At 47.9% G+C, this 13,402-nt stretch carries 15 protein-coding genes; 10 read left to right on the top strand and 5 right to left on the bottom strand.

Annotation, left to right across the window (positions count from 1 at the left end; translation table 11 throughout):
- Nucleotides 1-39: 39 nt before the first annotated feature.
- Nucleotides 40-1,863 (bottom strand): DUF885 domain-containing protein, encoded by a 1,824-nt coding sequence (locus ACJJI3_RS10855; RefSeq protein WP_444942440.1) that lies wholly within the window; start codon nucleotides 1,861-1,863, stop codon nucleotides 40-42.
- 208 nt (nucleotides 1,864-2,071) lie between these two features.
- On the opposite strand from ACJJI3_RS10855, the gene ACJJI3_RS10850 reads away from it, so the two are divergent.
- The 5 genes from ACJJI3_RS10850 to ACJJI3_RS10830 all read left to right on the top strand — a co-directional run bounded on the left by ACJJI3_RS10850 (nucleotide 2,072) and on the right by ACJJI3_RS10830 (nucleotide 5,774).
- The gene (locus ACJJI3_RS10850) at nucleotides 2,072-2,416 is read left to right on the top strand and encodes a 4a-hydroxytetrahydrobiopterin dehydratase (RefSeq protein ID WP_108732232.1); all 345 of its coding nucleotides are present in this window, start codon (nucleotides 2,072-2,074) and stop codon (nucleotides 2,414-2,416) included.
- Nucleotides 2,417-2,570: 154 nt separating this feature from the next.
- Nucleotides 2,571-3,044, top strand: coding sequence for an OsmC family protein (locus ACJJI3_RS10845; protein ID WP_413664800.1), 474 nt, complete (start codon nucleotides 2,571-2,573; stop codon nucleotides 3,042-3,044).
- Nucleotides 3,045-3,126: 82 nt separating this feature from the next.
- Nucleotides 3,127-3,522, top strand: a complete 396-nt coding sequence (locus tag ACJJI3_RS10840; protein ID WP_413664801.1) for a GNAT family N-acetyltransferase — start codon at nucleotides 3,127-3,129, stop codon at nucleotides 3,520-3,522.
- Between the two features lie 120 nt (nucleotides 3,523-3,642).
- Nucleotides 3,643-4,383 (top strand): NUDIX domain-containing protein, encoded by a 741-nt coding sequence (locus tag ACJJI3_RS10835; RefSeq protein ID WP_444942439.1) that lies wholly within the window; start codon nucleotides 3,643-3,645, stop codon nucleotides 4,381-4,383.
- A 203-nt stretch (nucleotides 4,384-4,586) separates the two neighbouring features.
- Complete coding sequence (locus ACJJI3_RS10830) at nucleotides 4,587-5,774, top strand: alpha/beta hydrolase-fold protein (protein ID WP_444942438.1); 1,188 nt, start codon at nucleotides 4,587-4,589, stop codon at nucleotides 5,772-5,774.
- Nucleotides 5,775-5,887: 113 nt separating this feature from the next.
- Here ACJJI3_RS10830 and ACJJI3_RS10825 read toward each other — a convergent pair whose 3' ends face one another.
- A complete protein-coding gene (locus tag ACJJI3_RS10825) occupies nucleotides 5,888-6,391 on the bottom strand; it encodes a thermonuclease family protein (protein ID WP_444942437.1) in 504 nt (167 codons plus the stop codon).
- A 298-nt stretch (nucleotides 6,392-6,689) separates the two neighbouring features.
- Entirely contained in the window at nucleotides 6,690-7,451 is a 762-nt protein-coding gene (locus ACJJI3_RS10820; protein WP_444942436.1) for a TlyA family RNA methyltransferase, read from the bottom strand.
- 126 nt (nucleotides 7,452-7,577) lie between these two features.
- On the opposite strand from ACJJI3_RS10820, the gene nhaA reads away from it, so the two are divergent.
- The 5 genes from nhaA to ACJJI3_RS10795 all read left to right on the top strand — a co-directional run bounded on the left by nhaA (nucleotide 7,578) and on the right by ACJJI3_RS10795 (nucleotide 12,236).
- Entirely contained in the window at nucleotides 7,578-9,053 is a 1,476-nt protein-coding gene (nhaA, locus tag ACJJI3_RS10815) for a Na+/H+ antiporter NhaA (RefSeq protein ID WP_444906066.1), read from the top strand.
- A gap of 103 nt (nucleotides 9,054-9,156) precedes the next feature.
- Nucleotides 9,157-10,533: a hypothetical protein gene (locus ACJJI3_RS10810; RefSeq protein WP_444906065.1), complete on the top strand. Its 1,377-nt coding sequence runs from the start codon at nucleotides 9,157-9,159 to the stop codon at nucleotides 10,531-10,533.
- Between the two features lie 2 nt (nucleotides 10,534-10,535).
- The gene (locus ACJJI3_RS10805) at nucleotides 10,536-10,916 is read left to right on the top strand and encodes an MmcQ/YjbR family DNA-binding protein (RefSeq protein WP_413664809.1); all 381 of its coding nucleotides are present in this window, start codon (nucleotides 10,536-10,538) and stop codon (nucleotides 10,914-10,916) included.
- Nucleotides 10,917-10,961: 45 nt separating this feature from the next.
- Complete coding sequence (gene trxA, locus ACJJI3_RS10800; protein WP_413664810.1) at nucleotides 10,962-11,816, top strand: thioredoxin; 855 nt, start codon at nucleotides 10,962-10,964, stop codon at nucleotides 11,814-11,816.
- A gap of 72 nt (nucleotides 11,817-11,888) precedes the next feature.
- The gene (locus tag ACJJI3_RS10795; protein ID WP_413664811.1) at nucleotides 11,889-12,236 is read left to right on the top strand and encodes a YqfO family protein; all 348 of its coding nucleotides are present in this window, start codon (nucleotides 11,889-11,891) and stop codon (nucleotides 12,234-12,236) included.
- On the opposite strand, the gene ACJJI3_RS10790 is transcribed toward ACJJI3_RS10795, so the two are convergent.
- Nucleotides 12,233-12,772, bottom strand: coding sequence for a DUF4124 domain-containing protein (locus tag ACJJI3_RS10790; protein ID WP_413664812.1), 540 nt, complete (start codon nucleotides 12,770-12,772; stop codon nucleotides 12,233-12,235). The genes ACJJI3_RS10795 and ACJJI3_RS10790 overlap by 4 nt on opposite strands.
- 48 nt (nucleotides 12,773-12,820) lie before the next feature.
- Nucleotides 12,821-13,360: an NUDIX hydrolase gene (locus tag ACJJI3_RS10785; RefSeq protein ID WP_413664813.1), complete on the bottom strand. Its 540-nt coding sequence runs from the start codon at nucleotides 13,358-13,360 to the stop codon at nucleotides 12,821-12,823.
- Nucleotides 13,361-13,402 lie beyond the last annotated feature (42 nt).

Here is a 13,402-nt window from a genome sequence, read left to right as displayed (position 1 = left end):
TTCCGCCATTTAAAGAAAAGGCCCCAACAGGGGCCTTTTTTATTGGAATTTATTGCCTTGCTTGGCTAAGTCCGCCAGCATCAGTTCGCGAATAATTGGTATAGGTGCACTGCCGTAGCTCAGGAACATCTCGTGGAATCCCTTGAGGCTAAAGTTGTTGCCCATTTTCTTTTTGATTTCTTCGCGCAGGGCCAAAATATCTGTAAAGCCAGCAAAATAGCTGGTGAGCTGCACTTGGCTTAAGGTCGCCCTGCGCCATTTACCCTCTGCTTCAGCCTGTTGTTGAAAGGCATCCCTGACCATTAACTTCATCGCCTCTGCTTGGTTGATACCCTTTACCTGTACCTCGTAATCCAAGATGGTATTAGTGATAGTGCGCAAGTTCCACTTGTAGTACATCAGCCACAGCTCGGGGGAAAAATTACCGTAACCCGCATCCAGCATCATACGCTCCGCATAGACTGCCCAGCCTTCGATCATGGCAGTATTGCCGAGAATAGTTTTCAGGATACTGGGGGACTGGTTGGCGTAAACCAGTTGAGTGTAGTGCCCGGGGATCGCTTCATGGATATTGAGTATCTGCAGGATATAGTCGTTGTATTCTCGCAGTAAGCTCTCCGCCCGTTGATCGGAGTAGGTCTCTATGGGCATCACGTTGTAATAGGTATTTGCATTTTTATGGTAGGGGCCAGGCGCATTAATGGAAGCTACAGCAAAGCCTTGCATATAGGCTGGAGTTGTTCGAACTACCAGTGGCTTTTCCTTGTCCAGGCTTAACAGGTTTTTTTCGGTCACAAACTCTGCCAGCTCCGGGATCTGTTGCTCTACTTTTTTCTTGAAAGTGTCTTTGGTGGCATGATATTGGGAAAGCTTGTTCAGCAGCTTTTCAATTTTTACCAGTGGCTTGTTGGGTGGGGAATCAGAAGGAAAGTATTTTGGCCAGAGTTGATCGGCAAGCTTGGTCATTTTATCGTGGGTTACCTGCTTCTCTATGATGGCGCGCTGGTATAGTTCAGCAGCGCTCATTCCAATATTGATATCAAACTGGAATTTTTCTTCGTAGAGTTTTTCACCGATACGAAAATCACGGAATTTTCCGGATTTAGTCAATTTCTTTTGCAAGTTTTGTAGGAAGTGGATATAGCTTTGTATCGCTAAGCGAGAATCCTGCATTCGCCGCAGGAAAATCTCCTTTGCGTCCGCAGGCATCTGACTTTCTTTAACCGTTTTTTCCAGCTCTTCGCCAAAGACTTCCAGTGAGCCTGTACTCTGTTGAATTGCTAATTCAAGCTGTGGCGCTGCCGGACGATAGATAGCTGCCTTAGCGGCCTGGTAGTACTCGGGCACTTGCAGCATACGAGTGCTAACGGTATGTAGGCGCTTTAGAAGTGGCGCATAGTCGGTGTTTAGGATCAGGGCAAAAGAATGGGAAACATTATATATGGATGGGTCCCATTGGTATGACTTAAAGCGGGTATATTGCCATTGCAGTCGCTGCAGAAAATTTTCTATAAGAGCGAGATTACTGCGTGAATTGATATTGAGCTGGCTTTTATCCAAGGCTGCAAATTTGCGTTCATAGATTTGAGCAAAATCCAATACAAATTCACGATAACTCTTATCGGGCACCTGAAGCTCTTTGGCTACTTCATAGTAGCCTTCACTGAGCGCCCAGGATGGGAATAAATTCCATAAGCCGTGTATAAATTGCTGACAGAGCTGCTCGAATGCCAGGTTTGTCTCGGAGCGCATTTCCTCCAGGATAACCTTCTCAGGTGGAGGAAGGCGCTCTCTATCCACTTGCTGGCGCTCACAGGCTCCTAGAGATACTAGAAGTAGTAATAGGCTGAGGTGTGCTTTCATGACAATCCTCACGTTAATCTGCCGATGTCGACCCAAGGCTGCGGTGGCCATAGATCGTCCAATATTTTTAGCATGCGGTTCCATTTTGTGATGGTAAAACCGGATAAAATGCGTTTTTGAGCCCTGTACTTGTTTCGTTAAGGGGGGGCGGGTAGAGTGAGGCCGGCCCAATTGAGCCGATAATAAACAAGGTTTTGAGGACCGATTCATGACCGAACTAGCTCAACAACAATGTGAAGCCTGTCGTGCCGATGCGCCGCTGGTGAGTGATGACGAACTGCCAGGACTGCTACGGCAGATTCCCGACTGGACGCCGATGACCCGTGACGGAATTATGCAGCTGGAACGCGTGTTTAAGTTTCGTAACTTCAAGCAGGCTCTGGCGTTTACCAACCGTGTCGGCGCGATTGCTGAAGAGGTGGGGCATCACCCCGCACTGCTGACTGAATGGGGTAAGGTTACGGTTACCTGGTGGAGTCACGAGGCTAAGGGCCTGCACAAAAATGACTTTATCATGGCTGCTCGCACCGATGAGCAGGTGGATGCCGCTTAACTAGTATTTCTTGTGGCGCCTATATCCGGCTTTGGGAGGCGATGGACCATTTGAAATAGCACTCACCGGTTCTTGGTAATCTTAGGGCTGGTGAGCATCCCAATTTAGCCCCTTTTCCCCAAGACTAGGGGTGTCGTCTAAAGGGAGGTAAGTCTTGTCAGAGTATACTTCAACGGTGACCTGGAAACGCGACGAGCAGATTTTCACCGATAATCAATACAGTCGAGCCCACACCTGGCAATTTGATGGTGGGGCATCTATCCCAGCCTCCTCTTCCCCCCATGTTGTACCCATTCCCTATTCAGTAGTTGAAAACGTTGATCCAGAAGAAGCTTTTGTAGCGGCTCTTTCCAGCTGCCATATGTTGTTTTTTCTATCGATTGCAGCCAAGCGAGGGTTTGTGGTTGATGAATATTGCGATGAAGCTATAGGAATTATGGGGGCTGATAAGGATGGTCGAATTGCTATGACTAAAGTTACCCTGCGTCCTTCAGTGCGCTTCTCCGGTGAAAAACAACCCAGTCGCGAGCAGTTAGAAAAAATACATCATCTTTCCCACAAACAGTGTTTTATTGCGAACTCCGTGAAAGCTGAAGTGGTGACAGAGATCCAGGAAGTTCCAATTTAAGGAGCCTATAGCGGTTTGGTTGTCGCTGGGTACTAGGTAGGCTTAGCGGCACTATTAATTTGTTTATTTTTTTCGGCGATGTATGTACACAATTATTGAGAAAGTAGCTTCTACCGAGGATTTCCTCAAACTGCGAGAGATAACAGGCTTAACCCCCAGAAGCCGTGAAGCAGCGGAAAAAGGCCTTCCAAATAGTTTGTATGGTATCCATATAAAAAGACAATCTGAAACTGTCGCTATGGGGCGGGTAGTGGGGGATGGCGCACTTAATTTTGAGATAGTGGATGTTGCTGTCGATCCCAAATTCCAAGGTGTTGGCCTGGGGCGTCAGATCATGGAGCACATTATGGCTTACCTGGATCGAGAAGCCCTTCCTTCAGCATATATTACGTTGATGGCAGATGTTCCCGAGCTTTATAGAAAATTTGGATTTGAATTGAGCCGTCCAGATACTGAAGGGATGTATCTTATCAAATAATGGCACAGAGCTATTATTTTGGATTCGAAGTTGGCTTTACATCAATGAACGAATGATTGATTCAGTGTTGGCTATATCGTTTATGGTATTGAAATCATTTAGGTGTTGAATAGGTTGCTTGTGTTTCATCATACAGTTGATTCCTTTAATTGCGTTACTTTGGATCTCGAGAATTTTTCTGGTACGGAAAATCAGTTCTTGGTTGAACTGGTAGCCATTATAGAAGTATCCAGAGTTAACAGACGAAAGTTGATATGGATAGATCTCCGAGATGCACTTACCCGGTTTATCCCGATATGCCTAAAGCATGGTTTTACATTTCATAGCTGTCGGGATTCTGCTACAAGGCTGGTTCTTAAGCTTCAGGAAGATGCATATGTTCCCTTCTACCCAACCCATACGGTGGGAGTTGGGGGATTCGTACTTCTTGATGGGCAACTGCTCTGTGTCCAGGGCCACAGTGCAGCATCGAGCCCGAAGCTGCCTGGAGGAACTGTTGATCTGGGTGAAAAGATAGCCGATGCGGTGATTCGTGAGGTTTATGAGGAGACCGGTGTGTCCTGCGAGTTTTCCTCAGTACTCGGATTTGCTACCCGATTTCCTACGAATTTAGGCTATACGGATATCTACTTCGTATGTGAATTAAGTGCCTTAAATCGGGATATTTCAATAACAGATACGGAAGAAATTAAGCATGCTTCCTGGGTAGATATTGACCACTACTTAAATGGAGGGCATATCTCAGCATTTAATAGACATGTAGCTGAAATGTCCATGCAAAGGCTTGGTTTAACCCAGGTCAGCCAGGATTCTTACAAGGATCCCTTCGCAAAGCAGGAAATATTTTGGACTAATGCCTAAAAGATCCAAATGATTAGTTGAGTATATATCGCAGTTTAACTACTTACTTTTTGGGCAGAGGGAAAGACTAAGCTGCATTCTAAACACATCGTGAATTCTTCATTCTCATTGAGTCCAGAACGCGGCGTATGATTTCTTCCTCTTCTGATTATTAAATTATTAGTGGGTTAAATGGTTAGCTGGTGGAAAGATGGAGTGTTCCTATGAAAGGAAAATTTATAGCAATTTTAATTGCCGCAGTTTGGAGTTTGACTGCTCAATCCAATGAGTTAACTATTGGTGAGCGCAAGGTTATTGTCTCGCAAACTCTCGAAGAGAGAAGGGAGTATTGGATTTCTCTTCCCGCATCCTTTAAAAACGATGGATATAAAGTTTACCCGGTTCTCTATTTGCTTGATGCAGATTTTAATAGCTTCTTTCATGTCTTCACAGGTATGGTTCGGCAGCTGAGCTCTGATGCCACCCCAGTAATTCCTGAAATGATTGTCGTAGGTATCGTAAGCCAAGAACGTGTTAGAGATAGCTCACCTACTAGATCGCTAATTGAATATGGCGGGCGTAAAAATCAGGCGCTTTCCAATACAGGGGGCGCTGATGAATTCCTTGAGTTCTTAAGAGAGGAGCTTATCCCAGAGATAAACGCAGAATATCCGACATCCGGTTATCAAATTCTTGCAGGTTACTCATTTACAGGTTTACCTGTTATTCATAGCTTATATTCATCGCCTGAAGATTTTAATGCGTATATCGCTATTGATCCAAGTATGTGGTGGGATGAGCAGATTATGTTAAAGCGGTATTCTGAATTCCTACAAGGTAAATCAACTGAAAAGCGCAGGCTGTTTATCTCTACTTCAGAGAGAGTAGAAGGTGTATATCCTGATGAAAACTATGTTGCAGAATTTATTAGGCAGCTAAATGAGGAGCCCAAGAAAGGGCTGTACGTAGATTCAGTAACATATGGGGCAGAAGAAAATCATCATACCATGCCCGTTATTAGCTTTTATAGAGGGCTTCGATCAATTTTTGATGGTTATATGATCGATGATCAAGCTAGATTTCGCCCCGCAGTGAATGTTAAAAATCACTTCGAACAGTTTTCAAGAAAGCTCGGAGGAACGTTCATGTTGAGGGAAGATGTTATTAGTTTCTTTGGCTATGATCGTCTCTATAATGATCAGTTTGGCATAGATGTTGATAAGGCAATAGAGTTTTTCGAATTGAATACACAGTTTTATCCAGGTTCATATAAGACCTGGGATAGCTTGGCTGAAGCTTATATGGTAAAGGGGAAGAAAGAGCTTGCTATAGATTGCTATAGAAAATCATTGTTAATTAATCCTGATAATGAAACAGCAAGAAATAGAATGGCTCAACTTGAGGTCGATTAGATTTATTTTCAGTAGTTATGCTTAACTTGGTGATCTGAAGTGCTGCCGTTGCCCTAAAGTCAGATCTCCAAGCTATTTGATGCTGTATTTTTCTGACTTTTATTGCGTTTGACCTAGTTATCTAAAATTAAGTTGTTCTCTGGATTGTAGTAGCAGTAATCGTAGTCCAAGTTCTTGCGAAAACAGTAGGGGTCTATAGCATCAGTGTTCGACCACAACCCAAGGCCGTAGTAGTAAGCAAATTCCTGCTCGAGTTCAAACTCGCTGCCGCAATAGTATTCATAATTCCAGGCAGCTCCCCGTATTACCATTTCTTGATTGATATTGTACCCATTCACATGCAGGTACCCAGTTTCCCGACCATAGATGTCTTTCCCTGTAGATTCAAAATCAACTGAACCAAATGACAATAGGTCGCTTAGGGTTTGAGTGGCTTCGGGGCTGTACGGTTGGGTACTGGGGTTGGTCTCAGGGGCATCAATGCAATTCAAGCGTATTTTTACATACTCATTGTCGACGTAACCGTGAACTGTATCGCCATCAATAACTTGATAGTTTATTAGCGGAGCCGCCTGTATAGAAGTGGATAGGGCCGCCATGATAAGTAGTTTTTTCATTATGATTATCCTGGATAGAGTTGCATGGCGGAGAATAGGTAGGAGTTGTTACGACCCTATGTATAAATAGTGATATAAAAAATGGATTTTTATTAAATGGATAGTGAAGTCACATTTTTAATAGGGAGGGTTGCTTTTAACGATTTGGTAAAACATCTGCTGGGCACTATGCAAAAAGTATATGAAGCGATAGTAAGCGTTAAGATAGTAGCGTTATTTTTTATTTTGACGGGTCCGATAGCTCTTATCTTCTAGAACTATCGGGGTTGGAAATAGGGTTGATATATTCAAAGGTACTTTAGGTTTGGCGTGGACTTGCCCAAAGTAAAAACTCCCGATTGCCATCGCCGCCCTTTATTGGGCTATCAATATACTCTTTCACCTCAAGTCCCAAGTCTTCACATAAGGCAGTAATGCGCTCGTGCACCTCCGGGTAGTATTTGGCATCACGCACCAGACCACCCTTGCCAATCCCCTCCGGGCCCACTTCAAATTGCGGTTTAACCAGACTTAAGAGTTGCCCCGAAGGTTTAAGCAAGGCGGGTAACTGCGGCAGAATGAGTGCTTGGGAAATAAAAGAGACATCCATAACGATGGCATCAAAACCTGTGTCTCCGTGGGGGGAGATTTGGGAGGCTTCCAGGTGGCGTGCATTTACCCCTTCAAATAGGTGCATACGGGGGTCATCCAGTAACTTCTGCGCCAACTGATCTCGCCCAACATCAACACCGACGACTGATGCTGCTCCCCGTTGAAGTAGGCAGTCGCTAAAACCGCCAGTAGAGCAGCCAACATCCAGTGCGTGCCACCCAGAGGGGTTTAGTCCTGTCTGGTCGAGGATGGCGGCCAATTTCACGCCCGCTCGGGAAACATACTGGTCTTCCGGTAGGGGGGTGACTTCAAGGGCGCAATCTTCTGGAATGCTTTGCCCGGCCTTGCGCGCGGGCTGGAGGGTACCGCCATCGGATACCATGACCCTTCCGGCATCAATCAGTTTCTTTGCATGGGTGCGGGAGTTTGCCAGCTCTCTCTGTACAAGCAGTTGATCCAATCGGGTCATGTTTCGCGGTGCAATCCTGTTTACATAATTGAGAATACAGGGCCCATGCTAACCTCTGGCTCCAGCAGGTAGAAGTGCGGCTCCGCAAATTGTGGGACTAATCTTTAGTAAGGAGGATGTTAGCTGATGGCAAAAAGCGTTCTGGATAAGTTCAAAATTCGCAAGGGAAAGGTCTTTGAGGCGCCACTTGAGGGTGCCTTTGGGCGCTTGGTTACTCCCTTTGAAGAATTTATCCATCGCCAAAGTAGCAGTGGTATTTTGTTGATGCTATCTGCTCTGGCGGCGTTGGTTATTGCCAACTCTCCTTTGCAGGAGGCTTACAAACACCTGTTGCACATGCCCATCAGCCTCAGCGCGGGAAACTGGGAATTCTCTCTCTCCTTACATCACTGGATCAACGATGGCTTGATGGCGATCTTTTTCTTTCTGGTGGGATTGGAATTAAAGCGCGAATTTATGGTGGGAGAGCTGTCCGACCTTCGCCAGGCTGTACTTCCGGTGATGGCGGCAATTGGCGGAATGGTGGTGCCGGCACTTATTTACGCTTCTTTTAATGCGGATAGTGGTGCAGAGCGTGGCTGGGGCATTCCCATGGCCACGGATATAGCATTTGCTGTCGGCTGTATTGCCCTCTTGGGGAATCGGGTGCCTCGTGCGGTAGTTACTTTCCTGGTTGCGCTAGCCATTGTGGATGATTTGGGCGCAATTTTAGTGATTGCAATCTGGTATACCGAACAGGTGAATATCACCGCGCTGATTGCGGCGGGTTGCCTGGTAGTGATTATGTGGCTGCTAAAAGCGGCGGGGGTTCGCAGTTCTCCGGCCTATGTATTTGTCGGTGTGCTGCTCTGGTATGAGTTCTACCTGGCGGGGGTACATGCGACTATTGCGGGGGTGATTACGGCAATGGCACTGCCGGCCAAACCCAAATATGACCCGGTGGCCTTTAGTACCTTTGTAAAGGATATTATTCGCAGCTTTGACCGCTGTTTCCGTCCAGGCGATAAGATTATTGCTAACGATGCGTTGCGCGCCCGAGTGATGGCGCTGGGAAATGGCGTCAACCTGGCGCAATCGCCGCTACAGCGCATGGAAACCCGCCTGCACACACCGGTGGGTTTCGTAATAATCCCTATTTTTGCATTGGCTAACGCCGGTATTCCCTTTAGTAGTTTTACCAGTTCTTCGGCAGTGATAAATCCTGTCACCCTAGGGGTCATTTCCGGCTTGGTTGTGGGCAAGCTGGTGGGTATCGTTGGCGCCACCTGGATTGGCTGGAAGCTTGGCTGGGGCAAGTTGCCTAAGTCCGCCAATTTCCAACATATTGTCGGTGTTGCACTCCTTGGCGGGATTGGCTTCACTATGTCGATCTTCATTGCCGAGCTGGCCTTTAGCTCTGAATATGAGCTGTTGATCCAAGCTAAAGCGGGTATCCTACTGGCATCAGTAATTGCTGGAGTGGCGGGGTTCCTGGTCTTGCGCAAAGCTCCGGTGGCCGATGAGTTTGAAGTTCATGGGGAGGGGGAGCCCCTGGATGAAGGTGGCAGCGATAGCCTTGGGGAAGGGGAGGACGTAGAACAGCAGCCCAGCCGCCAGGGTTAAGTTGTTTTAGCGTTCCTGATGTCACTGCGTCTCGGTCCTGGAGGGGCCTGATTCCATTAGTTTCCAGCTCCCATTGTTAATGTACGTGAGAGAAATAAGAATTATGTATTTGAGAACACTGGCACAGGCGCTACCAGTGCTGGCTATTTCCCTTCTGCTCGGGGCTTGTGATGGCCAAACTACAGCTAATAAAAAAGCCGATTCTGAAGTCGGGGTTGATAATCAATCGACTACAACCAATCCCAAATCCGATAATGGAGTTAGTGCGATGGATAGTCTGGCCCAGGCTTATGTCCTTCTAGTACTTGAACTGGGAAATCATGACGACAGCTATGTCGATGCCTATTACGGTCCGGCTGAATTGCGTGAAACTGCCACCAAGAGTAAGGCGAGCGCTGCAGATATCGCCCGGCGCGGTGAGTCTTTACTGGCAGAGCTGCCAGCGGTAATCGACGGCGATGGGTCTATCGAAAACCTGCGCATGCATTACCTGAAGACACAGTTGCGGGCCCTGGTGTTCCATGCTCGTAGTCTGGCAGGAGAGAGCCCGAGAAGCTTCACCAATGAAGCTCGAACCCTCTACGACACCGAGCCCCCGCAGCAGGATTTGGAAAGTTTTGAACCCATGCTGGAGGAGTTGGAAGCATTACTCCCAGGTGAGCAGCCCTTGAGTGAGAGGGTAGCCAGCTTCCGCAAAGCTTATGAAATTCCTGCCGATCGCCTTCAGGCCGTATTTGATGCCGCCATTAAAGAATGCCGCGCGCGCACCAAGCAGTATGTTTCACTCCCAGCGGATGAGAGTTTTGTTCTGGAGTATGTCAGCGACAAACCCTGGAGTGGCTACAACTGGTATAAGGGGCGTTCGCACAGTCTTATACAGGTGAACAATGGCCTGCCTATTACGATAGATAGGGCTATTGATCTGGGCTGTCACGAAGGGTATCCGGGGCATCACACCTATAACGCGCTGTTGGAGCAAACTCTGGTCAAGGAACGGGGTTGGGCAGAGTACAGCGTTTACCCGCTTTTCAGTCCACAGTCACTGATTGCCGAAGGAAGTGCAAACTACGGGATTGAGCTGACTTTCCCCGGTGAAGAGAAAACCCGTTTTGAAATGGAAGTTCTCTACCCCCTAGCTGGCCTGGATCCGAAAACGGCGGAAAAGTATGAGCAGGTAATGGCCCTGGTAGATAAGTTGGGTTTTGCCGGCAATGAGATTGCCCGCCAGTATATCGACGGGGAAATTGAGGGCGCGCAGGTACCTGCGTTGTTTGAGAAATATACCTTGATGAGCCCCGCCAAGGCAGCACAGCGGAAGGATTTTGTAGATGCCTACGGCGCCTACGTAATTAATTACAATTGGGGTAAGACACTGGTTGCTGATTATGTAGAGCAGGGCAGTCAAAATAGTGAAGAGCGCTGGCAGCGCTTTACCCGCTTATTGTCCTCGCCGCGCCTGCCGTCATCCCTGGATTGGTAATCATGCAAAAAGGCACTTTGAGAGAGTATTTACTATCGCGCCCGGAAGCTATCGAGGATTTTCCTTTTGGCCCGGATGTAGCGGTATTTAAGATTAAGGGGCGTATGTTTGCTACCTTAAGCTGTTACCGCGGGGTGAACGCCAGTAATCTCAAGTGCGATCCCGATGAAGCCCAGGCCTTAAGGGACATCTTTTCCGGTGTTATCCCGGGTTACCATATGAACAAGAAACACTGGAATACGGTGTTGTTGGATGGCACAGTGCCCGATTATGAGATTGAGCGAATGGTGGATCGCTCATATGGCTTGGTGGTTAAGGGGCTTCGCAAGCTTGAGCGGGAGTCCCTGGAACTGGCCTATGGAGCGGAGCTGCTCTACCGCTAGAGGCCCCTGAGAATAGAAATACCCAGATTTAGTCTAGGAGAGGATGTGAACGAATTTATTGTCGATGTAACGGCAGAGAACGCCCAGCAAATTCTGATTGAAGAGTCCATGAAGCGCCCGGTAGTGGTGGACTTTTGGGCCGATTGGTGTGAGCCGTGCAAGCAGTTGATGCCGGTGTTGGAAAAACTGGCCAATGAGTATAGCGGTCAGTTTTTATTGGCCAAGGTCAATGCAGATACCGAGCAAATGCTGGCGGGTCAGCTGGGTGTACGCAGTTTGCCCACGGTAATGGTTTTAAAAGATGGCCAGCCGGTAGATGGCTTTGCCGGTGTGCAGCCAGAGACACAGATTCGTGAGATGCTGGATAAGTATCTGCCAAAACCCTGGGACATAAAGTTGCAGCAGGCACAGGCGTTAATCGGTGAAGATAAAGTGGCGGAAGCCCTGCCTCTGTTGCGTCAGGCTTATACGGAATCGTCTGAACGCACTGATATCGCCAAACAACTGGCTGCTATCTTGCTCGACCAAAACCGTGCCCAGGAAGCGGAGACTGTGCTCAGTAAAATTCTGCTGGCAGATCAGGACGCGGAATATCAGCAGCTGATGGCTCAATTAGAGCTGAAGCAACAGGCAGCAGAAACTCCAGAAATTCAGGCTCTGCAAAAGGCGCTGGAAGAAAACCCTGCGGATAGCGATTCTGCTTATCAATTGGCCGTGCAGTACAGCCAAGCCAACCGCCATGAAGAAGCATTGGAATTATTGCTGGATATTTTGCGTAAAGACATGGGCTTTGCCGATGGTGCTGCCAAGCAGACGTTCCTGGATATTGTAAAAAGTTTGGGTGCTGGCGACCCTGTTGCCACTCAGTACCAGCGCAAGTTAATGACTATGATGTTTTAAAAAATACTTTACCGGTAAACAAAGGGGCCCAAGAGGCCTCTTTGTTTTTGGGGGAGAGAAGGACGATTATTTATGTATAAGCTATGTGTTTATATTCCCGAGTCTCACTTGGAAGCGGTAAAGCAAGCGCTATTTTCCGTGGGGGCTGGGCGTATTGGTGACTACGATAGTTGTTGTTGGCAAGTCCTGGGAGAGGGGCAGTTCAGGCCGCTGGATGGGAGTCAGCCATTTATTGGTCAGTCGGGACAGGTCGAGACTGTAATGGAATACCGTGTGGAGATGGTCTGTGCCGATGAGCTGGTGGATGCTGCTCTCAATGCAATGCGAGCAGCCCACCCCTATGAAGAACCGGCGTTTGACCTCTGGCGATTGGATGATCGCTGCAGTAGTGCCGGCTTAAATAAAGCAGAGGTCTCTTAAAGGCTATCGAGTACCTTTTGTCGTTCGTGGCTTTTTTGCTCGATCGCTTTCGCATCTTCCAGTAATTTTGAAACACTGGTGTGGTGGGTCGGCAGTTTATTTTCGGCGGGGCTACTGTCTTCAACGATCGAGTCGGATCTCAACTCAATAGGGTCATTGGCAGTGACTGTATTTAGAGGCTTGACGCGGTGAATACGCACGTGAGAATCCAACCCCTCCGGCACGGTGTCTGAGAAGTGCCAGTTCCCATCTTTATCTTTCCAGGTAAAAACCTCAGATGTTTGCTTGTCAGAATCCCCTTGAGATACAAGCCCGCTGGAAGTTGCCAACTCTTCAATTTTTGACACTGATTCCTGGGTGGTTTCGCGCACACTTTGCATAGCTCGCTCACCGGTTTCGCGAATCGCTGAAATATCCGGTTTTTGTGGCAGCCAGTCGGAGGGTGACATAATGGGTTTGCCATCTGGGCCCGGTAAGATCATAGGCAGGACAATGCCTACCAGTAACAAGGCACCGAGCATTGGAAAGTATTTCATGCAAACATCCTTTTAATGCAGGGTCATTAACTAACTAAGTAAAGTGGTTTACAGCTTTCGATTGATGACACCGCGGTGTAACTGGTATTGCCCGATACGGGTATCTTCGAAATAGTGCTCCAAAGTGCGGTGCATGATGGGAAATGCAATCTCCCTCCAGGGAATTTCGTCTTCGCGAAATAGCTCAACTTCGAGCGATTCAGGCCCGGGTCCGAAATTCATATCGGTCAATTCACCCCGGTACATCATGTAGACCTGATTGATATGGGGAATATCGTAGACGGAGTAGAGCTCGTCCACGCGGATACTGGCCCGGGCTTCCTCCCAGGACTCTCGCAAGGCGCCCTCTTCGCTAGTTTCGCCACTCTCCATAAACCCGGCAGGCAGAGTCCAGAGCCCCAGGCGCGGCTGTATGGCGCGCTTGCACAGCATCACCTTGTCGCCAACGTAAGGGACAACCCCGACAATAACACGGGGGTTGATGTAGTAAATGGCGCCGCAACTGCCACAGATGTGGCGGGGGCGGTCATCGCCCTTGGGAATGGAAAGTGTTACGGCGTTACTGCCGCATTGGCTGCAAAATTTCATGGCGTCAGTATACCCATGCGAGATTTGAGCGCCAGCTTCCGG

This window comes from Microbulbifer maximicatervae (SeqCode), from assembly GCF_052466985.1.
This window is presented reverse-complemented; position numbering and strand designations above follow the sequence as displayed.

Coding starts and splice junctions, on each gene's coding strand:
- ACJJI3_RS10855 (WP_444942440.1), bottom strand. CDS start 1,863: ATGAAAGCACACCTCAGCCTATTACTACTTCTAGTATCTCTAGGAGCC.
- ACJJI3_RS10850 (WP_108732232.1), top strand. CDS start 2,072: ATGACCGAACTAGCTCAACAACAATGTGAAGCCTGTCGTGCCGATGCG.
- ACJJI3_RS10840 (WP_413664801.1), top strand. CDS start 3,127: ATGTACACAATTATTGAGAAAGTAGCTTCTACCGAGGATTTCCTCAAA.
- ACJJI3_RS10830 (WP_444942438.1), top strand. CDS start 4,587: ATGAAAGGAAAATTTATAGCAATTTTAATTGCCGCAGTTTGGAGTTTG.
- ACJJI3_RS10825 (WP_444942437.1), bottom strand. CDS start 6,391: ATGAAAAAACTACTTATCATGGCGGCCCTATCCACTTCTATACAGGCG.
- ACJJI3_RS10820 (WP_444942436.1), bottom strand. CDS start 7,451: ATGACCCGATTGGATCAACTGCTTGTACAGAGAGAGCTGGCAAACTCC.
- nhaA (WP_444906066.1), top strand. CDS start 7,578: ATGGCAAAAAGCGTTCTGGATAAGTTCAAAATTCGCAAGGGAAAGGTC.
- ACJJI3_RS10810 (WP_444906065.1), top strand. CDS start 9,157: ATGTATTTGAGAACACTGGCACAGGCGCTACCAGTGCTGGCTATTTCC.
- ACJJI3_RS10805 (WP_413664809.1), top strand. CDS start 10,536: ATGCAAAAAGGCACTTTGAGAGAGTATTTACTATCGCGCCCGGAAGCT.
- ACJJI3_RS10795 (WP_413664811.1), top strand. CDS start 11,889: ATGTATAAGCTATGTGTTTATATTCCCGAGTCTCACTTGGAAGCGGTA.
- ACJJI3_RS10790 (WP_413664812.1), bottom strand. CDS start 12,772: ATGAAATACTTTCCAATGCTCGGTGCCTTGTTACTGGTAGGCATTGTC.
- ACJJI3_RS10785 (WP_413664813.1), bottom strand. CDS start 13,360: ATGAAATTTTGCAGCCAATGCGGCAGTAACGCCGTAACACTTTCCATT.